Annotated in this window: 17 protein-coding genes; 11 read left to right on the top strand and 6 right to left on the bottom strand. The window is 43.4% G+C overall.

The features are described 5' to 3' along the window. Both QZY09_RS19825 and QZY09_RS19820 read left to right on the top strand, forming a co-directional pair. Positions 1–1,963: glycoside hydrolase domain-containing protein (locus QZY09_RS19825; protein WP_295675245.1), on the top strand; the 1,963-nt coding region annotated here is incomplete at its 5' end. A gap of 237 nt (positions 1,964–2,200) precedes the next feature. Then, entirely contained in the window at positions 2,201–3,631 is a 1,431-nt protein-coding gene (locus QZY09_RS19820) for a Gfo/Idh/MocA family oxidoreductase (RefSeq protein WP_295675243.1), read from the top strand. A gap of 214 nt (positions 3,632–3,845) precedes the next feature. Here QZY09_RS19820 and QZY09_RS19815 read toward each other — a convergent pair whose 3' ends face one another. Both QZY09_RS19815 and QZY09_RS19810 read right to left on the bottom strand, forming a co-directional pair. Further along, a complete protein-coding gene (locus QZY09_RS19815; protein WP_295675242.1) occupies positions 3,846–4,724 on the bottom strand; it encodes an AraC family transcriptional regulator in 879 nt (292 codons plus the stop codon). Positions 4,725–4,854: 130 nt separating this feature from the next. Further along, entirely contained in the window at positions 4,855–4,986 is a 132-nt protein-coding gene (locus tag QZY09_RS19810; RefSeq protein ID WP_295675240.1) for a hypothetical protein, read from the bottom strand. Between the two features lie 36 nt (positions 4,987–5,022). Here QZY09_RS19810 and QZY09_RS19805 point away from each other — a divergent pair, with 36 nt between their 5' ends. The 5 genes from QZY09_RS19805 to QZY09_RS19785 all read left to right on the top strand — a co-directional run bounded on the left by QZY09_RS19805 (position 5,023) and on the right by QZY09_RS19785 (position 13,660). Beyond that, a complete protein-coding gene (locus tag QZY09_RS19805; RefSeq protein ID WP_295675247.1) occupies positions 5,023–5,223 on the top strand; it encodes an L-rhamnose mutarotase in 201 nt (66 codons plus the stop codon). A gap of 188 nt (positions 5,224–5,411) precedes the next feature. Next, on the top strand, positions 5,412–6,431 hold the full coding sequence (locus QZY09_RS19800) for a zinc-binding alcohol dehydrogenase family protein (RefSeq protein WP_295675238.1): 1,020 nt from the start codon (positions 5,412–5,414) through the stop codon (positions 6,429–6,431). Between the two features lie 12 nt (positions 6,432–6,443). Next, positions 6,444–7,940, top strand: a complete 1,497-nt coding sequence (locus tag QZY09_RS19795; protein WP_295675235.1) for a tagaturonate reductase — start codon at positions 6,444–6,446, stop codon at positions 7,938–7,940. A 346-nt stretch (positions 7,941–8,286) separates the two neighbouring features. Beyond that, on the top strand, positions 8,287–11,058 hold the full coding sequence (locus QZY09_RS19790; protein WP_295675233.1) for a family 78 glycoside hydrolase catalytic domain: 2,772 nt from the start codon (positions 8,287–8,289) through the stop codon (positions 11,056–11,058). A 142-nt stretch (positions 11,059–11,200) separates the two neighbouring features. Then, positions 11,201–13,660: a glycoside hydrolase family 95 protein gene (locus QZY09_RS19785; protein ID WP_295675230.1), complete on the top strand. Its 2,460-nt coding sequence runs from the start codon at positions 11,201–11,203 to the stop codon at positions 13,658–13,660. Between the two features lie 555 nt (positions 13,661–14,215). Here QZY09_RS19785 and QZY09_RS19780 read toward each other — a convergent pair. From QZY09_RS19780 to QZY09_RS19765, 4 genes are all read right to left on the bottom strand, one after another. Next, positions 14,216–14,908: a DUF2461 domain-containing protein gene (locus QZY09_RS19780; protein ID WP_295675228.1), complete on the bottom strand. Its 693-nt coding sequence runs from the start codon at positions 14,906–14,908 to the stop codon at positions 14,216–14,218. 229 nt (positions 14,909–15,137) lie between these two features. Beyond that, positions 15,138–15,287, bottom strand: coding sequence for a hypothetical protein (locus tag QZY09_RS19775; RefSeq protein WP_295675225.1), 150 nt, complete (start codon positions 15,285–15,287; stop codon positions 15,138–15,140). Between the two features lie 81 nt (positions 15,288–15,368). Next, positions 15,369–15,860, bottom strand: coding sequence for a hypothetical protein (locus tag QZY09_RS19770; protein WP_295675222.1), 492 nt, complete (start codon positions 15,858–15,860; stop codon positions 15,369–15,371). Continuing rightward, positions 15,857–16,078 carry a hypothetical protein gene (locus QZY09_RS19765; RefSeq protein ID WP_295675220.1) on the bottom strand — a complete coding sequence of 74 codons (222 nt, stop codon included), beginning with the start codon at positions 16,076–16,078 and terminating at the stop codon, positions 15,857–15,859. The genes QZY09_RS19770 and QZY09_RS19765 overlap by 4 nt, the downstream gene beginning before the upstream one ends. A gap of 289 nt (positions 16,079–16,367) precedes the next feature. Here QZY09_RS19765 and QZY09_RS19760 point away from each other — a divergent pair, with 289 nt between their 5' ends. From QZY09_RS19760 to QZY09_RS19745, 4 genes are read left to right on the top strand one after another with little or no spacing between them, the layout of a single operon-like run. Then, entirely contained in the window at positions 16,368–16,946 is a 579-nt protein-coding gene (locus QZY09_RS19760) for a toxic anion resistance protein (RefSeq protein WP_295675217.1), read from the top strand. A 9-nt stretch (positions 16,947–16,955) separates the two neighbouring features. Next, entirely contained in the window at positions 16,956–17,918 is a 963-nt protein-coding gene (locus QZY09_RS19755; protein WP_295675215.1) for a hypothetical protein, read from the top strand. Between the two features lie 28 nt (positions 17,919–17,946). Then, positions 17,947–18,768 (top strand): DUF475 domain-containing protein, encoded by an 822-nt coding sequence (locus tag QZY09_RS19750; protein ID WP_295675213.1) that lies wholly within the window; start codon positions 17,947–17,949, stop codon positions 18,766–18,768. Between the two features lie 21 nt (positions 18,769–18,789). Further along, the gene (locus QZY09_RS19745; protein ID WP_295675209.1) at positions 18,790–19,236 is read left to right on the top strand and encodes a phosphatidylglycerophosphatase A; all 447 of its coding nucleotides are present in this window, start codon (positions 18,790–18,792) and stop codon (positions 19,234–19,236) included. The last annotated feature ends 363 nt before the right edge of the window (positions 19,237–19,599 follow it).

Here is a 19,599-nt window from a genome sequence, read left to right as displayed (position 1 = left end):
TGCTTATGATGACTGGGCGCTTTCACAATATGCCAAACAGGTGGTGGCAAAGCAAAGCGACTACAAACTATTGCTTGACCGTGGGTTTAACTACAGGAATCTTTTGAACACCGATAAGCTGTTTATGCTTCCCCGGAATCAAAATAATTTTAAGCTGCAACCAGGAATGGGTGGATATAAAGAAGGAGACCAATGGATGTATACTTATTTTGTGCCGCAAAACGCCCGCGACCTGATTAATTTACTGGGTGGTAATGCGGAGTTTGCGTCAAGGCTGGATTCGGCGCTTTCCCATAAGGTGATCTTGTTTGATAATGAGCCGGTGTTTCATTTACCCTACTTATTTAATCAGGCTTCTAATCCTGCATTAACGCAAAAATGGTGCAGGTATATCATGCAGGAGCTATATTCAGCTACACCGGGCGGTTTGCCGGGGAATGACGACCTGGGTTCAACCAGCAGCTGGTTTGTTTTTAGTGCCATCGGGATCTATCCTGTTTGTCCCGGGCGACCAACCTATGCCATCGGGTCGCCGCTGTTTCAATCAGTCACACTGCACTTGCCAAATGGAAAAGAGTTTTCTATTAACAGCGTACATTCATCTTTGAAAAACTACTACGTGCAGGCAGTTGCTGTTAACGGAAAACCCTGGGAGCAACTCACCCTGCCTCATGTGGAGATTACCTCCGGTGGTCGTATAGCTTTCCGGATGATTGGCCGGCCTGGCTTGTGGCCGAAACACAAAAACCCGGTAAATCTGTCTGAGACGAAAACCAATGCTGAATTTAAAGTGTCAGATTTTTATGTTACCCATAAAACTGCAGGGCCCGATGAGTTGTTTTTTGCGAAATTTTCCCTCACCAACCGGGGTAGTGCAGGAACCAAAACCGTACACTTAATCGTCAATGGCAAACCGTATGGGCAAAAAAACTGCTATGTGCCCGCCGGACACACTATCCATGATTCCATTGCTTGCCGTTTATATCCATTAGGTATATCATGGTTAACAATTGAAGGGACGGGAATGCAAAAAGTTATTGTTAAAGCGCTTACTTTTTCAGCTTCAAATAGTTACCGGATAAGTGCGCTCAGCGCAAAACCGATGGTGAGGTTGCATGATGTGCAGTACATTGCCTACCAGGTGCAAAATATCCGGGGTTTAAAACAAATGGTTACCCTAAAAGTAAACGTTAATGATAGCCTGGTTTTCACTGATACCATTACACTCCGGCCGGGCGAAAAGAAGGTTATGAAACATGAGTTCAGGGCGCTTGAAAGGGGTTTTCAGACGATTCGGATCGACTCCAACCAGGTTCGGTATAAAGTGTACAGCAATGCCAGCGAGTCGCTGATATTAGATCTCTCATCAATAAAGTTTGCGTCAGATTACTCGATCATTGATAAATCAGGGTTTAGCAATAACGGGCACGTCATAAGTATCGCCGACAATACCCGGACAGCGGATGCTGCATTGTTGTTTGGTAAAAATTGTTTTGTGGAAAGGCCCCGATCTGCGAGCCTGGATATACTTGACGAGCAGATCACGATGATGGCCTGGGTATATCCCACCGGTTTAAATGGCGGGTTAACCGATATTTTCACCAAAGGCGACACGAATGTGCTGCAATTATCCGGCGGGAAGTCGCTTACTTTTTTTGCCGGGGGCTGGGGGCGGGGGGATTGTACCGTTGATTTGCCGTCTGACTGGCTCAACCATTGGCACCATATTGCTGGCGTGTGTCGGGGGAAATCACTCTTTTTATATATCGATGGGATACTGAAAGGCACAACGGTGACGGATAAGGTGGCGAATCTTTCGGTAAATAATAAATGGGTACTGGGCCGGAATGATGAGTTTCCTTCGGAAAGAGAATTTCAGGGATATATCCATTGTGCTAAAGTATTTCAGGAAGCATTATCCGGGCAGGAAATAGGAACTATTTTCACTTTGGATAAACCATGAATGAATCAATAGCCTGGATTAAAAAACGGCTTAATAAATACGGGCAATAAAGAAAAAGCTTGAAATGTTTTTTTTTGGGTCCTTGTTTTTTTGTACCGCCCGGTGCTGTGTCCACATATGGCATGGACTGGATTGTAACTTTTTAGGTAATACTTTAACAATCATTATAAATTAAATCAACAATTATTATAAATTTATCTTTCATTCCAGAAACATTATCAACCACCTAAAAAAATTATGGAAAATTCTAGAAGAAGTTTTATTAAAAAGTCGGCCATTGCCGCGGCTGGTTTTTACATTGTGCCAAGGCATGTTCTTGGTAAAGGTTTTATTGCGCCAAGTGATAAATTGCTCATCGCAGCCATTGGAGCGGGTGGAAAGGGCGCTAGTGATATTGATATGTTTAATAAAACCGGTAAAGCTTCCATAGGCTTTCTTTGTGATGTAGACGACCGGCAAACGGTTGCGACCAGGAAGGCTTTTCCGAATGCAAAATATTACAAGGATTTCAGAGAAATGCTGGATAAGGAAGCGAAATCAATTGATGCGGTTTCTGTTTCAACGCCAGATCATACCCACGCGGTGGCTGCAATTGCTGCAATGCAGTTAAATAAACATGTATATGTGCAAAAGCCGCTTACCCATGATATTTATGAAGCCAGAAAACTTACTGAAGCTGCACATCGCTATAAAGTAGTTACCCAAATGGGCAATCAGGGTTCCAGTGGCGATGGGGTAAGGCAATTGCAAGACTGGTATAATGCAGATGTTATTGGCGATGTGCACACCGTATATTGTTATACCGACAGGCCTATTTGGCCACAGGGTGTTCCTCGTCCAACAAATATTTCAAAAATTCCACCGGAACTTGATTTTAACCTTTGGCTTGGAACCGCACCGAAAAGAGACTATTTTGAAGAATTATTGCCTTTTAACTGGCGGGGTTGGTGGGATTTTGGAACCGGTGCGCTGGGCGATATGGCCTGTCATATCATGTCTCCGGCTTTTGCCGTTTTAGGGCTGGGGTATCCGGTAAGCGCAGAATGCAGCGTCGCCACAAAATATATTACGAATTGGAACAGGGGATATTTTCCGGAAAGTGGACCTATTTCATCTCATATTACCCTGATTTTTAAAGGGAAGCCCGGTAAGCCTGATGTTGAATTACATTGGATGGATGGGGGTATACAGCCTACCCGTCCGGAAGAATTAGGTCCTAATGAAGTGATGGGGGATGGGGGCAATGGGATAATATTTTTAGGTACCAAAGGCAAAATGATGGCGGGTACCTATGCCGTTAATCCTCAATTACTGCCCACCTCAAGAACAAAGGAGGTGAAAGTTCCCGTTACTGTTGCCAGGGTAAAAGGTGGAGAAGATGGCCATTATGGCGCCTGGGTTGAAGCCGCTATTGCCGGCTATGGTAGTCATGAGGCTAAAAATTTAAGTTCGCATTTTGATATTGCCGGCCCATTGACTGAAAGTGTGCTCATGGGGAATTTAGCGATCAGAAGTGCCGAAATTCAAAAGAAGAATGGGGATGATTTTGACTACCCTGGAAGAAATATTAAATTATTGTGGGATGGGCCAAATATGAAAATTACCAATTTTGATGAAGCCAACCAGTTTGTGAAAAGAAATTATCGTGAGGGATGGGGCTCGTTGTAATCCAATAAAGCTGAACAAAATAATACCGGCAGAACCTGCTTAAAAGAGCAAACCTGCTTAAAAGAGCAAACCTGCTGGAGCCGAAAATCGCACTGGCATAACAACTCAGCGGTGTGCCGTTTTCCGGTGAGTGTTCATGTTGATGATTCAAGTATTGCCGAAAATAAGCCAGGAATTTTTGCCTCTGTTAGTGCAACAATTCCTGGCTTTAAAATCAACTATTTGTAGCTTGAAATAAAAACCTTTGCTGGTAACTTAATGGTGTCTTACCGGTCACGTTTTTAAAAGCGGTATGAAAGCTGGAGAAATTATTAAATCCGCTTTCATAGCAAACTTGTTTAACATTGATTGGGTCATTAATCAATAACTTGCAGGCGTGGCCGACCCGTATTTCTGTAATGAACCGGGAATATGTTTTTTGAGTCTTTGACTTGAAATACCTGCAAAAGGAATTCGGACTGAGGCTAGCAACACTCGCTATCTCTTCCAGAATTATTTTGTTTTTGAAATTCGCAAAAGAATAGTCAAATATTAAATTGATCCTGTCTTTATCAGCCTCTTCGAAATTTTGCATAAAGCCAAAGGATGCGAGCTGGTTTTTTTCGGTACATCTGCCAATTAAAATTAAGGCTTCGATAAGCAGTAAAATACGTCTTGGCCCCTCGTTATTGAGAATTTGCTGTAAATAAACAGCGACCTTTTCCATTGTATCACCGGTAATCTGAAGCCCCCGTTTTGCTGTTTCCAGGGTGTGTTTAATAGATTTGTTTTCCGGTAAATTCAAAAAGTTATCACCCCAGAAATTCTCAAAAAAATGTACCACTGTTGAGTATGGCTGTTCATCGGCTGTAAATTGATGTTCGTCATCGTATTTCCAGTAGTGCGGTAAATTACTGCCAACTAAAACCATATCACCTGGACTAAACCTTTTAATACTGTCACCGACAAATTGTGTGCCCGATCCCCTGTGAAAATGAATAAGCTCGACCTCTGCGTGATAATGCCACCGGTTGTTTATATTCGGTTTATTGTGGTGCCTGGCACTAAATGAATGCGTTGTCGCACTGGTAACTTTAAGCAGCTCTGGTTTCACAAAATTTTAAGTTAAGCATGTATTCACAAAATAAAGTATAAATATAACTTATTATGGTAAAATGTCTTAATAAGATGCCAATAATCCGCAATTGGGAGTGCCTGATTTTAGGTTTCTTTGGTAAAATCAATTATTTATCAGTTTGTTTTTTAAGCTCTTTGCCTAACGCGTTTTTAGAAGAACGGGAGGTTTTTGGGTTCATGCCTGCCAGGAGCCTGATCTCATTTTCGCTCGTCACGATGTTGTTCGTTATCTGGGGCATTCCCAATAATATGAACGATGTTTTGATTAAGCTCTTATAACCGAATATGAATACTGGCATAAAAGTGAAAATGGCTGCCCCGAAGTAAAGGCGAGCATCACAGGTGCCGGCATTGCGAACATGGAAATTTACAGGACAGGTAACCGCCTGTTTATGATAATGGATACATCTGACGATTTTGACTTTGCACGCAAAGCAGTTACGGATGCCGCCAACCCAATAATACAGGAATGGTAACATTTAATGTGGAAATTTCAGCAGCCACTACCGTTCGCGAAGGAAAATGAAAAGTGGATATTGATGGATAGGATATTTCAACTTGGTTAAACCTCTCAGTTTATTGGGTTTTGTACCGCCGCGAGAGGGTAGCCAGGCAATAAATTTAAAAATGCTTTTACAACTTATAAAAACCAAACCATCAAATAATGGAAACACTAGTTTGTGTGAAACCCGGACTATTTAGATATGAAGTACGTGACAGACCGGAGTTAAAAGCCGGGCATACGCTGCTTAAAATTAAGCGAATAGGGATCTGCGGAACCGATCTGCATGCTTTTGAGGGAACCCAGCCCTATTTTCAGTATCCGCGCATTTTAGGGCATGAGTTGGCTGGTGAAATAGTAGACGGTGACGACATGATGGATTTCAGCATTGGTGAGCAGGTAACCTTTATCCCGTATTTTAATTGCGGTCAATGCCTGGCCTGTAAAAACGGCGGCTCAAATTATTGCGAAAACATACAGGTTTGCGGGGTACACGTGGACGGCGGAATGGCCGAATACCTGTTAGTGCCTTCAAAAACGCTGTTACACGGTCAGGGTCTGGACCTGGATGAACTGGCGCTTGTAGAACCGCTGGCCATCGGTGCACATGGCGTAAAACGCGCCGGTGTCAGACCAGGGGAATTCGTATTGGTGATCGGGGCAGGGCCAATAGGCCTGGGAACTATGGAATTTGCCCGTATTGCCGGCGCAAAAGTCATTGCGCTGGATATTAACGAAACACGCCTGGCGTTTTGCAGAGAAGCATTGAACGTCAATTATACCATCAACGCCCATTCGGCAGATGTACCAGCGCAACTGAAGAAAATCACAGGCGGGCACCTGCCGCAGGTGGTTATTGATGCGACCGGGAATTTAAAAGCCATAAATGATGCTTTTGCCTACCTGGCGCACGGTGGCAGGTATGTGTTGATCGGCCTGCAAAAGGGCGACATCCACTTTAATCACCCGGAATTTCACAAGCGGGAAGGAACCCTGATGAGTAGCCGGAATGCTACGCGGGATGATTTTGAACTCGTTATAGGCTCCATAAAAAATGGATCGATCAATCCGCTGATGTACATCACGCACCAGGTAAAGTTTAACGAAGTAAAAGACAGTTTTTCAGATTGGCTGCTACCCGAAACAAATGTGATAAAAGCTATGGTTGCACTGGAGGATTAAATGATACAATGAATGAAACTATCAAAAAAAGCACTTGCGGATATTCATACCGAGCGTATCAAAAAACCCGTGGAGGAGAGCTTTCACTTCCCTGTAAAAATAATTCAATTCGGCACGGGCGTTCTGCTCCGCGGTCTTATCGACTATTTTATTGATAAAGCCAATCGCAATGGCCTTTTTAACGGGCGGATCCTGGTTGTAAAATCGACTGCCTCGGGTGATAAGGGCGTATTTGATGAACAGGATAATTTATATACTTTATGGACAAGAGGAATTGAAGACGGTAAAAACATCGAAGAAAAGACCATTTGTGCTGCAATAAGTCAGGTAATTTCCGCGGTGGATCATTGGGATGAAGTATTGAGGCAGATACTCAACCCGGAGTTGAAAATAATTATTTCCAACACAACCGAAATCGGTATCCGATTGGTTGAAGAAGATATACATCAATCCCCGCCCTGTTCCTACCCGGCAAAACTGCTCGCCTTGCTCTATCAACGGTTCATCGCATTCAATGGAAGCACGGACAGTGGCTTTGTAATCATACCAACAGAACTGCTGCCAGATAACGGGGTGGTACTAAAGGAGATCATCCTGCAGCTCATCCGGTTTAATAAGTTGCCGGTGGAATTTGAGCAATGGGTTAATGAAGCAAATTACTTTTGCAGTTCGCTGGTAGACAGGATCGTGCCCGGTCGGCCGGAAGATGCTGTGATGAAGTCTTTCGAAGAGGATGCCGGATATTCGGATAAACTGCTAACGGTGTCAGAAGTATACCGGCTGTGGGCTATAACAGGCGATGAAAAAATAAAGGCGCTGCTCGGTTTTGAAAAAGCTGATAAGGGAATTATTGTCGCACCTGATATCGGTGTTTACCGCGAACTTAAGTTAAGGCTATTAAACGGAACACATACTTTAAGCTGTGGCATGGCATTTCTTTCAGGTTTTACGACCGTTAACGAGGCAATGGATAACCCGTTTTTTCTCAAATTTGTAACCAGCCTAATGGAGGAAATCTCCGTGGCGATCCCTTATCAACTTGACCGTGGTGCGGTAGCGGCCTTCAGCGCGCAAGTGATCGACCGTTTTAGGAACCCGTATATCCGGCATCAGTGGCTCAGTATCACACAACAATTCACGACAAAATTAAGAATGCGGGTATTGCCTGTCTTACTGGAATATTATAGGATTAATAACAAAGTGCCGGTGGAGATCGCCAAAGGATTCGCTGCTTTTATTGCTTTCATGCGCCCGTTAAAAGAAGTTGATGGTAATTACCGGGGAGAATTTAATAAGAACCATTATCCAATTAACGATGATAAGGCGGCGCGATTCTTTGACCTCGGTAAAACCGGCAAACCAGCTGAATTGATTCCGGATATATTAAAGGATGAAACACTCTGGGGTGCCGATCTTAGCCTGCTACCTGGCTTTGCTGAAACAATACAGGGATTTTATGACCAAATTATAACAGGGAACATTTCAAGCCTCCTGACAAACGATCACTGATAAAAAAATATATTATAAATAGATCTTAGTCAGGGAATGGATACCTGCCAAAAGCAAATTTGTTGCTGATCTTTTGCCAAGATGATTGGTCATTACGTATGACTTTCTGGACGGAAGAACGACATTAGCTGTTTTGAAATGGGGAGGAAAAATCACAGTGGACAATTTGCGGCATTGAGCTTATTATTTTGCTTTTGGCGAAGAAAATATAAACGGCATAAAGCCGGCGCAAATGAACGCTTTACAGGTCTGTTGTTTGAGCCATCAGGCGTATTTGTGGTAGCGGGCAATGGTTATTGACGGCTATGAGATTTTAGGTTTTAAAATATATATTTTTATCTGAATTATGCTAATCCTAAAAAAAAGACTTTTTACCTGCAGCATACTGTTGTTTACCATTATACGGTCGCAAGGTCAATTGTTGGTATCCAATTTGAAGTGCGAATACAGTATAGCCCCGACCGGAATACAGGTCAGTCATCCGCGCTTCAGCTGGTTTCTAAGAACAGGCCGCCGCAACTGCAGGCAGATAGCCTACAGGATAATTGTTTCAGACGATTCTTTACGCCTGCAAAAAAACAAGGGCAATATATGGGACTCACGAAAGGTTAGTTCAGATGCCTCGATACAGGTCAGGTTTGAAGGCAAATCACTGGCACCAGTAAAAACCTATTACTGGAGAGTTAGGGCTTGGGATAACCATGGTAACGTTTCGCCCTGGAGCAAGCCGGCAAGGTGGCAGATGGGTTTAGTGAGCGGTGCGGATTGGAAAGGCGCGCAATGGATCGGTTATGATGCGCTCCCGGATTCCCAGATCGTCGTTCCGGCAATTACCGATCCGGATGATAAAAGGTGGACAAGCGGGAATGATGTATTGCCGCTCCTGCGCAGGGAATTTGTGTTGAGCAAACCTGTTTCCTCGGCAACTGCGTTTATCACAGGTTTGGGTCAGTTCGATTTCCATTTAAATGGTGAGAAGGTAGGGGATCATTTTCTGGACCCAGGCTGGACACGTTATGACACATCTGCTTTATACGTAGCATTTGATATCACCACAATGTTAAAGCCGGGAAAAAATGCAGTTGGAGTAATGCTTGGTAATGGTTTCTATTTTATCCCCGGCGAACGTTATCATAAACTGAAACAAGCTTTTGGGCATCCCAAAATGATCTGTAAAATCGTTATTAAATACACGGACGGCACAGAAGAAAGTATCATCAGCGACAGCAACTGGAAAACTACGCCGGGGCCAGTGACTTTTTCCAGCATATATGGGGGCGAGGACTATAACGCGACTCAAGAAAAGGCTGGCTGGGATACAGCGGGCTACAATGACGGTAGCTGGACGGCAGCGATCGTTACCGGCGGACCGGCTGAGCTCCGGGCACAGAATGAAGCACCATTAAAAATATTTGAACAGTTCTCCTGCAAAAAAATCATGCACCCGAAGCCAGGGGTATGGGTGTACGATATGGGGCAAAATGCTTCGGCTATCCCCTTTATAGCGGTAAGTGGAGAAAAGGGAGCCGTTATAAAAATCACACCGGCCGAACTGCTGGATGATAATGGACTGGCTGACCAGGCAGCGATCGGTACTCCCGTCTTTTTTAAATACACCCTTAAGGGCGGGGAAACAGAAAGCTGGCAGCCAAGGTTCATGTATTATGGATTCAGGTACCTTCAGGTAGAAGGGGGCACGCCCGTAAATCAATACAATCCGGAGCAATTGCCGGTCATAAAAGAAGTGAAGAGTTTGCACACGCGTAATGCGGCTGAAAGTGCCGGCACGTTTTCTTGCTCCAGCGCCTTATTTAACCAGACTTTTAAGTTGATCGACTGGGCCGTGCAGAGTAACATCGCCAGCATTTTTACGGATTGCCCTCACAGGGAAAAACTGGGCTGGCTGGAAGAGGCTCACCTGACGGGGAGCGCTATAAGGTATAATTATGACATCGCTGCACTTCTGCGGAAAGTGATAGCAGATATGAGGGAATCCCAGACAACCGCCGGGCTGGTACCAGACATCGCGCCTGAATATGCCCGTTTTGATGGTGGCTTTCGTGACTCTCCTGAATGGGGCAGCAGCGCCATCCTGTTGCCGTTTTACCTTTATCAATGGTATGGTGATGAACAGGCGCTGTCGGACAGCTATGAAATGATGCGTCGTTATGTCGCTTACCTGGATTCAAAATCGCGAGGTGATATCCTCTATTTTGGCCTTGGAGACTGGTATGATATTGGCCCTAAGGATCCGGGGCCATCCCAGCTAACGCCTCCCGGCATCACTGCTACCGCAATTTATTACCACGATCTTTGCATCCTGGCCGGAGTGGCGCATATTTTGCATAAAACTGCCGACGAAAGGCGTTATAAGCTTTTGGGTAACCGGGTTAAACAGGCCTATAACAAAGCGTTCTTCAACCGTGAAAGCGGGCAATATGGTACCGGCAGCCAGACGGCTAACGCCATATCGGTATTTATGGGCCTGGTCGACCCTGCGTATAAAACTGAAGTCGTCAATCATATCATTCAGGATATCCAAGCCCATAACAACAGTATAACCGCAGGAGACATCGGTTTTCGCTATTTGCTGAAAGTGCTTGATGATGCGGGCCGGTCAGATATTATTTTTGATATGAACAGCCGTACGGATGTCCCGGGTTACGGCTTCCAGCTTGCGAAGGGGGCAACCGCACTAACCGAATCTTGGCAAGGGAACAGAATTTCATCGAATAACCATTTGATGCTGGGCCACTTAATGGAATGGTTCTATAGCGGGCTGGCCGGGATAAGATATGATGAAAGCGCCATTGCTTTTAGAAAAATCATTATCCGTCCGGAAGTGGTGGGAAATATTACGGCAACCAAAGCGAGCTACCTTTCTCCTTATGGCATGATCAAAAATGAATGGCATAGATCGGCGCATATCTTCACCATGAAAACGGAGATACCGGCAAATACCACTGCAGTAATTTATCTGCCGGCCGGAAAAGAAAATAAATATACCGAAGGTGGCAGAAGCATAGAGAATAGGGGGAATTTGAAGTTCCTGGGACTGAAAAACGGAAAAGCATTGGTTAGCATAGGTTCAGGTAAGTATTTCTTTACTGTCCGCTAACAAAACGATAGGCGCCATTCCGGTTTAACACAAAGGAGCTAACGTGCCGGATCAGCTGGTTTCTGTCAATAGCCCGATTAAATAGCAATGTAAAGCAGTAATAATGATGATGAAAAAAAGAAGAACACTATTAAAATGCCGTATGAGCCGTGCAAGCGCTTATCTTTTGATGATCGCAGGGATGTTTCAATTCAGCGTTATTCGGGTGAACGGCCAGGATCATAAACTTTGGTATAAAAAACCTGCCACAACGTGGACAGAGGCTCTTCCGATTGGAAATGGTCGGTTGGGAGCAATGGTATTTGGGCGGGTCGATGATGAATTAATTCAATTAAATGAAGCCACGCTCTGGTCAGGAGGCCCTTTGAAGGCAAACGTTAATCCTGAAGCGTTTCAATATTTATCAAAAGTAAGGGCAGCTGTTTTTAAAGGTGATTACCAGGCAGCCGATACGCTTGAAAGAAAGATGCAGGGAGATTATTCGGAAAGTTATTTACCGATGGCAGATCTGCATATCAGAAAACTTTTTACAGGCAAGGAACCGACAGTGTATAGCAGGGAACTGGATATCAGTAAAGCGATAGCTGCAACAAAGTATAGTAGTCACGGGATAAAGTACGAAAGTCGTGTGTTTGTTTCGGCGCCGGACCAGGTAATTATTGTACGGATCACTTCGGATAAGCCAAAGCAGCTGAATTTTAAAATAAATACGACAAGCCAGCTTCAATATAAAAAAAAGCTTTTGGCCGGGAATGTGCTTTCGCTCAGCGGCAAGGCACCTGTGCACGTGGATCCCAACTACGTAGATTATAAGCAACAGCCGGTTATCTACAATGACAAGGACAGCTGCCGGGGTATGCGGTATGAAGTACTTGTGCGTGCGCTCGCTGACGATGGAAAAATTACAGCAGACACGAGTGGTATCGCTATCCGCTCAGCATCTGTGATCACGCTATACATCTCAGCGGCGACTAGCTTTAACGGCTATGATAAATGTCCTTTGAAAGATGAACATTTGTCAGCACTTACCGATCTGGACAAGGCTGTAAAGAAGCCGTTTGCTGTGCTGTTAAAAGCTCATACCACGGACTTTCGGCATTATTTTAACCGTGTATCCGTTACTTTAAATAATAATAAGGGCAGCAGGACAGATCTTCCGACCGACGAGCGGCTAAACGTTTACGCAAAAAATGGAAAAGATCCGGGGTTGGAAGCGTTATATTTTCAATTTGGCCGTTACCTGCTCATCAGCTGTTCCAGAACAAAAGGTGCACCGGCGAACCTGCAGGGTATATGGAATAAGGAGTTGAGGGCACCCTGGAGCTCTAACTATACCAGTAATATCAACGTGGAGATGAACTACTGGATGGCGGAGGATTGTAACTTGTCGGAAATGCACCAGCCCCTATTTGATTTGATAAAGGAACTTTCGGTTACCGGTGCGGTAATAGCAAAGGAATATTATCATGCACCAGGATGGGTAACGCATCATAATACGGATATCTGGGCATTGGCAAACCCGGTAGGCGATGAGGGGCACGGCGACCCAAAATGGGCCAACTGGCCGATGGGCGGAAACTGGCTCACCCGTCATTTATGGGAACATTATTTGTTTACCGGTGACCGGCGGTTTTTATCTCAAACCGCTTATCCGATAATGAAAAGCGCAGCTTTGTTTTCGCTCGCCTGGCTGGTCCCTGACGGTCACGGCCACCTTGTTACCGCGCCATCCATGTCTCCCGAAAATGACTTTATTTATAATACCGATAAAGTGGGCGATGTATCCATTTCTACAACCATGGATATCGGGATCATCAGGGATCTTTTTAGTAATCTGATCGATGCAAGCAAACTTTTGAATATTGATTCCGGATTCCGGGATTCGCTACTTAGCGCCAAACGCAAGCTGCTCCCTTATCAGATCGGGAGCATGGGTCAATTGCAGGAATGGTTTGATGATTACCAGTCACCTGACCCTCATCATCGCCACGTTTCTCACTTGTATTCCGTTTATCCTGCAAACCAGATTTCTGTTGCTAGAACACCAGAATTGGCTAATGCGGCAAAAAAATCCTTAGATTTAAGAGGGGATGAAAGTACAGGATGGAGTCTTGCATGGAAGGTGAATCTCTGGGCGCGCCTGCAGGACGGTGACCATGCTTATAAGCTTTATAAGGATCTGCTAAGATTAACTCATGAAGGCGGGTATAATTATAGCGAAGGTGGCGGGCTGTATCCAAATATGTTTGACGCGCATCCACCTTTTCAAATTGACGGCAATTTTGGCGGAACCGCGGGATTTGCGGAAATGTTAATGCAAAGCCAGGATAATAATATTCATCTTTTACCGGCTTTACCTTCTGCCTGGAAAAACGGTAATATTAAAGGTTTGGTGGCCCGCGGAGGCTTCATAGTAAATATGGTATGGCATAATCACCAGATAGAAACTGCGGCAATTTTTTCTAAAAACGGCGGCGCCTGCAAAATATTGTGCAATAGACCCCTCCGTATAAAAGGATCGAAAATAAGATCAAATAAGGTTGCCGGGGGATACGAAATAAAAATAAATACAGGAAAAGGACAGACTTTTCGCTTTATTTAGACGAAAAGGTCATCGGGCGCAATTCATCTAAGCGTATGATTACGGACCTGTTATTTCAGAAAATCAGTTAAACTGGAAACGAAATTATTACGGACAATTTTTAATTTCCTTTATATCAATTATAAAAATCGCATGTTGAACAATTTATCTCATCCCGGATAGATTCTGTGTTTTAGGGAACTCCTGTTGAGGATTTGCCCTGGCACAGGCCGCCCGAATAACAGGGTAAGAGATTGGCTTGCAATAACGCGGGTGATAAACTATTGTTGACTAGCTATTTTTGAGTCTCGGCATGATTTTTACCCAAATAATCATTAATAGAATTTTATCAGAAAAGGAATTTTGAGTTTTAAATAGTTAGCGTACCAAACAGCGTACCAGCATTGATAGTTTGCAATTATTGCGTTGATATTTAGCTAATTAAAATACAAGGTTTGAACCCGCTAACTCCCGCAAAAATAAAGCCTCTTAGAGATAATCTAAGGGGTTTTTTGTTGTTCCTGAATTTCTATACGTTCAAAATGCGTGCAAATTGATCCCGGATGCGTGCAGATTTTAGTCAACCAGTGATAAACCATTTGCATCCGTTGTAAGTATCTCGCTCATGAAATCCAGGAATGGGCGCGTCTTTTTAAATGAGTTGTTCACCATAAATACAAAACCGGGACCTAATACCTCTTCATCGCTGAACTCATGTTTAAGCATATATTGCTTATAACGCAGCAGGTCGATTGCCGGGTGGTCTTTTTCGTAGCCCCGCGGCGCCGTGCCCAATTGTTCGCCATATAGTTTGCCGAAGGTTTGTACTAATGTTTGGTCACCGAGCAGATTTCTCCAGGCCGTGTAGTTGCCGTCGATCTCCTGTCTTATACGCTTCATATCATCTGGTACCGGGCCCCAAAAGCCACCTACCAGCGCCGAATTGCCTGGTTCAATACGGAAGTAGTAGCCGCCGCGCAGCGCCTTGCCTGCACGTTTAAAGCTCCCGCTCCAATGGTTATTATAGGGTGTTTTCTCTTTGGAGAAACGGACATCTTTATAAATCCTGAACAGGCTTTTTTTACCCGATGGCGTCTCAATCTTGTCATGTTTATTCATTTCAGCAAGCAGTGCATCGGCAAAATCTGTGATGTTTTGCCGGGTCTCCTGGTACCGGTCCTTGTTCAGATTGAACCATTCGCGATTATTATGCGTTGCGAGGTCAGTCAAAAAATCAAGGGAATCCTTTTTGATGGTAGCGGTGGCCATGGTAATGCGTTTTTGCTTGTTAATATTTAGTATGCGTATCTCAAATAAACGAATTTTTAATGGCAGGTATAGCCAATTTTTAGCTTTAAGCCTATTTGAAATTTGCTTTAAACTAATTAACTTAGTATAACCAATTGATAAACCAATTAAAATCAGGGAGGTTGTTATGAAGAAGAAAGCTACTATTGTTAGTCAGCCTGATAAAACTGTTGCTAACAAATCAGGACCCTCAGCACATCAGGTTCAAATTCACAAGCTGCATCTGGATCATTCTTTTTGCGACCATTCGCACGGCAGGGTAAACAGGTTTCCCTTCGGCAGCAATAACGGGCCTTTTCCCTTTTAGCGTGGCAGGATTGCCGTGAAAAATCAGGTGCATACACGTGTATGCACACTGTGAACACAGAGGGGAACACAGGTGCCGAAAACAATTCGGTTTATGGGTAAAGTACTTACCGTATTAGTCAGGATGCGATGTGGTAGGTTTCTTATTATCAATTATTTCAAATTTAAACCGCCAGAGGCACAGGATAGCCATCAGCAGCCAGGCCAATTGAACACGCACAATATTCGTAGCGCTTATTGCATAGTCAGATAGGCCATAATTGGCGGTCTTGTGTCTTAACGCATCGTGAAACCACAAAAAATAGAAGTGGAACAGGAGACGCGCATATAAAATGCAGGTGATAAATGCGAAAAGCGACAGCAATCCCTTAATGACGGCTGGTTTCCAGTGCGTAAAATTCAGCAACCATAACAGGTAACACATACTCGCCGAAACCAATATTGTTAACAGCAGGTTAAATAGTACGATGGCAATCAATACCTTCAGGTTGGGGATGGAAACACTATTTTCTGCGGCGGATAAGCCATAAAGCAACAGGAGTAAAAGCGGCGCCAGTATCAGGCCTGTTAACCATACCTTAAAACTAAATAATATTACGTTTTTCATACCTCCGGCTGAGGGGAATTAACAGGTTTATACAATGTTAAAAGGGCCGCATTTGCCCTGTCGTCATCCAATTTACGGCTCGAGAGGATAAAAAGTATACCCAAATACGAAAAGAAAATGCCATAAAACACCCCATTTACGCCACCGATGACGCGTTTTGCCCCCAGTTTGGCGCATAACCTGACATAAAAAAGCCAAACGATAAAAGCGATGAGCATAATTGGATAAGTTTGCTTAAAGATAATTGGTTACAACGACATCTGCAAAGTGGAATTTGATGGCTACCCTGACAGGTTGATTTTTTAAGACGCTAGCTTTAGCGTTAGGCTTTAGTTTTGTATTCGTCTGCGATCTCTTATTTTCGCGTGTAAAATTGTGCCAGCGGTTAAAACAAAAATGTCCTCGACGATGAAGGTTGATAAAGAGGGTAACGTTAACCTGGAGCTGATAAAACCAGAGGAAGAAAAAAAATATGCGGAAGTAGCCAAAGACCTTAACCCGTAGGATATGAATTCTGTATTGAATTATGGCGCCGATGTGCAGGATTCGATGGAAAAAATGGACCAGCGACCGGCAGATTACAATGATTACGAAATTGCCGACCTGCGCGACTTTGTAAACCGCCTGGATAAACGAATGGCCGATTTAAAAGTGGTGCGTTTCATCATGCTGCAATCGCTTGCACAAATCAGGGTAGTTCAAAACAATAACACTTCCATTGCCGAAAAAGCTCAGTCTATCATCTCAACCACCATTCCGGTTTGGAAAAATCAGCTCACTATCGCCGTCGCCCTGCAAAGGCAAAAGGCCAATGTTGAAATGCAGAAAAAGATAGCCGATACCACCAATACCATTTTATTAAAGAACGCCGAGCTGCTTAAAACAAACAGTATTGATGTTGCCCGCGAGAATGAAAAAACAGTGGTTTCAATTGATACCCTGAAGAAAACTACCCAGTCGTTAATTGAAACGCTGAACGAAGTAAAACGAATCCACGAGGAAGGCGCTCAAAACAGGAAAAATTTAAACACAGAGTTACAAAGTTTAGAAACCGAACTAAAGAAAAATGTGACGAATGTTGGCTAAATTTGAAAAATGGATGATGCCGGCAAAGCAATATTAAATGAGTCGAACAGGATAATCAGCAAACTGCAGTTGCTGTCCGTTTTTTTCGGGGATGATATCATCTACAGGATTTATTTGCGGAGCCAGGTGATACACCAGTTATTTGCGGATAACCCTGAATTGGACATCAATAAACTCCAGCTGTTTCATTTGCAGTATAGCCAATCTTTAATTGATTTGCTGGTAAAAATAAAAAAGAACAACGAAAAGAGTATCCTGATTTTACTTGACGAGATCCAGTTAAATAAGGATTTGATCGCAAAGATCAGGGAGTCTGTTCTTACATTCGAACAGTATAGACTCGACCAGCAAAGGCAGGCGTTAAAGATAAACACTTCGTTAAGGAAGTTATTCCAGGTGTTGTCAGACGACACTTCTGAATACCCTTTTGCAAAAAATATCAACGCATTTAGTGAACGGTACTCACCTGATTTTTATGACGAAGTTTCGCCCGATCTGATCACCGAACTGGAACAATATACGCCAACCGACGTTTACAAAAATGCATATGCGGTTATTCAGCGAAAATTAATGGGCGTGCTTTGCAAATACGAATTCAGAAGCAGCTTTGTTTGCGGTTTAAAAGCAGGAGATAAGATTGCCGAAGTTTACCGCTTGAATGATACAGACAGGTACTTCATTTACTTTCCGGCAAAGGAATTGTTCCTTTTTTGCGATATTACAAAAATAGATCAGCGCGGAGCGCCAACAGAATTGTCAAAAAAAGAAACATTTATCAGGGAGTTGACCGATAAAAACGACCAGTTAAACAGCAGCATCAACATCATAAAAACAACGATTCCTGCTGAAATTAAAAACTTATTAGCCGATAATTACAAAAAATTAAACGACATTAACTTTTTACAAAACATAACTGACGTAGACGTTCAGGCAAATATTTTAAAAACGATGCTGAACACGGATATGATGTAATTTACCCATTTAAATTCCCTTTTAACTTATGAATATACTGCACGAGGTGCTTGGCGCCGATATAAAGGCCGGAATCCTGATCATTTTAAACCTTATTTTAATAGAGAGTTTGCTCTCCGTTGATAATGCTGCGGTTTTGGCAACCATGGTGCTTGATTTGCCTAAACACCAGCGCAACAAAGCCTTGCGTTATGGTATCATTGGGGCCTACGTAATGCGTGGTATTTGCCTGTTTTTAGCGGCCTGGCTGGTTAAAATATGGTGGCTTAAACCCCTTGGCGGCCTTTATCTCCTTTACCTGGCTTTTACCTATTTTAAAGGGAAACTTAGCAAAGATGAGAATGGTGGCAGCGACAGCGAGGTCGACAAAAGCAAAAATTGGGCTTACCGCTCAACAGTTGGCGTCATCGGAACGCTGTGGGCCACTATTATATTGGTGGAAATTATGGATCTTGCTTTCTCTATCGATAACGTTTTTGCTGCCGTGGCGTTCACCAATCATGTTTTCCTGATCTACATAGGTGTTTTTATCGGCATTTTGGCCATGCGGTTTGTGGCCCAGGCTTTTGTAAAATTAATGGAAAAGTTCACTTTTCTGGAGACGGTAGCTTTTATAGTTATTGGTTTGTTGGGCATTAAGCTAACCGCATCTTTATTTATACATTTTTACCCCGCAACAGGCTTTTCGAAATTTATGTCCGGCGAAAGTGCCGATATATTTACGTCAGTATTTACGGTCGCGATTTTTATTCTGCCGGTTTTAAGTTCCTTGTTTTTCAATTACCCCAAAAAACATACGATAGAACCCGAAGTTGCTGAACGTGCTGAGGATGTGCTGAATAAAAGTTAACATTTAAACGGAATTTAACAGATGATTAAACTAATTGCAAGCTGGTTTGGTATTGGGTATATCAAGGGCGGCGGAACGATCGCCGCGGCGGTTACCTGCGGGCTGATCTGGATTTTATGGACGACACAGGCGGGTCAGCATGAATGGATATTATTATTGATTACGATATTAGTCACTTTACTCGGAATTTACCTTGGTGATAAGGTTGAACCATCCTGGGGAAAAGATAGTTCCAAAGTAGTTATTGACGAAGTATCGGGGATGCTGGTAACCATGTTATTTGTACCCCACAATAACTGGTACTTGCTGGCAGGCTTTATATTATTCCGGTTTTTTGACATTGTAAAACCTTTATTTATCCGCAAACTTGAGGATTTGCCGGGCGGTACCGGTGTGATGCTGGATGATGTTTTGGCCGGGATATATGGCAATATCCTGATCCAGCTATTTATTTGGCTGAAACTTTAGTCAATTCATATGCGGATTTTGATGCGTCAGGCTCGTACCCATGGGATGCTTAAATAGGGGATCATCACTCCCCATATCGTTTACTAAATCGGCCTGGTATTTGGTCATACCATATCATAATGCCTGCAAAACTGCTGACAGAATTTTGTCATTGACAAAATCTTGTCAGCAGTTAAGTTGTTGATTATTAGTTTTGTAGCGCATTGTAGCGTTTGTAGCATCTGTAGCGCACGTGACTTGTCCTAACCTGGGTTGACAAAAAAATCAAGGACAAAATGGACAAATCGCATTTAAAGGGAGAAGTAACTAAGGAATACTTATCCGGAGCAATAACTATCCGTAAATTAGGGACAAAATATGGAT

The sequence above is a fragment of the uncultured Mucilaginibacter sp. genome (genome assembly GCF_903913935.1).
In the GTDB taxonomy this organism is placed as follows: Bacteria; Bacteroidota; Bacteroidia; order Sphingobacteriales; family Sphingobacteriaceae; genus Mucilaginibacter.
The sequence above is the reverse complement of the archived record's forward strand: the minus strand, read 5'-3'. Positions and strand labels throughout refer to the sequence as shown.

Excerpts from the sequence above, each read along its gene's own strand:
- QZY09_RS19820 (WP_295675243.1), top strand. The coding sequence starts at position 2,201 with ATGGAAAATTCTAGAAGAAGTTTTATTAAAAAGTCGGCCATTGCCGCG.
- QZY09_RS19810 (WP_295675240.1), bottom strand. The coding sequence starts at position 4,986 with ATGCCCCAGATAACGAACAACATCGTGACGAGCGAAAATGAGATCAGG.
- QZY09_RS19800 (WP_295675238.1), top strand. The coding sequence starts at position 5,412 with ATGGAAACACTAGTTTGTGTGAAACCCGGACTATTTAGATATGAAGTA.
- QZY09_RS19795 (WP_295675235.1), top strand. The coding sequence starts at position 6,444 with ATGAAACTATCAAAAAAAGCACTTGCGGATATTCATACCGAGCGTATC.
- QZY09_RS19790 (WP_295675233.1), top strand. The coding sequence starts at position 8,287 with ATGCTAATCCTAAAAAAAAGACTTTTTACCTGCAGCATACTGTTGTTT.
- QZY09_RS19785 (WP_295675230.1), top strand. The coding sequence starts at position 11,201 with ATGAGCCGTGCAAGCGCTTATCTTTTGATGATCGCAGGGATGTTTCAA.
- QZY09_RS19780 (WP_295675228.1), bottom strand. The coding sequence starts at position 14,908 with ATGGCCACCGCTACCATCAAAAAGGATTCCCTTGATTTTTTGACTGAC.
- QZY09_RS19775 (WP_295675225.1), bottom strand. The coding sequence starts at position 15,287 with ATGCACCTGATTTTTCACGGCAATCCTGCCACGCTAAAAGGGAAAAGG.
- QZY09_RS19770 (WP_295675222.1), bottom strand. The coding sequence starts at position 15,860 with ATGAAAAACGTAATATTATTTAGTTTTAAGGTATGGTTAACAGGCCTG.
- QZY09_RS19765 (WP_295675220.1), bottom strand. The coding sequence starts at position 16,078 with ATGCTCATCGCTTTTATCGTTTGGCTTTTTTATGTCAGGTTATGCGCC.
- QZY09_RS19760 (WP_295675217.1), top strand. The coding sequence starts at position 16,368 with ATGAATTCTGTATTGAATTATGGCGCCGATGTGCAGGATTCGATGGAA.
- QZY09_RS19755 (WP_295675215.1), top strand. The coding sequence starts at position 16,956 with ATGGATGATGCCGGCAAAGCAATATTAAATGAGTCGAACAGGATAATC.
- QZY09_RS19750 (WP_295675213.1), top strand. The coding sequence starts at position 17,947 with ATGAATATACTGCACGAGGTGCTTGGCGCCGATATAAAGGCCGGAATC.
- QZY09_RS19745 (WP_295675209.1), top strand. The coding sequence starts at position 18,790 with ATGATTAAACTAATTGCAAGCTGGTTTGGTATTGGGTATATCAAGGGC.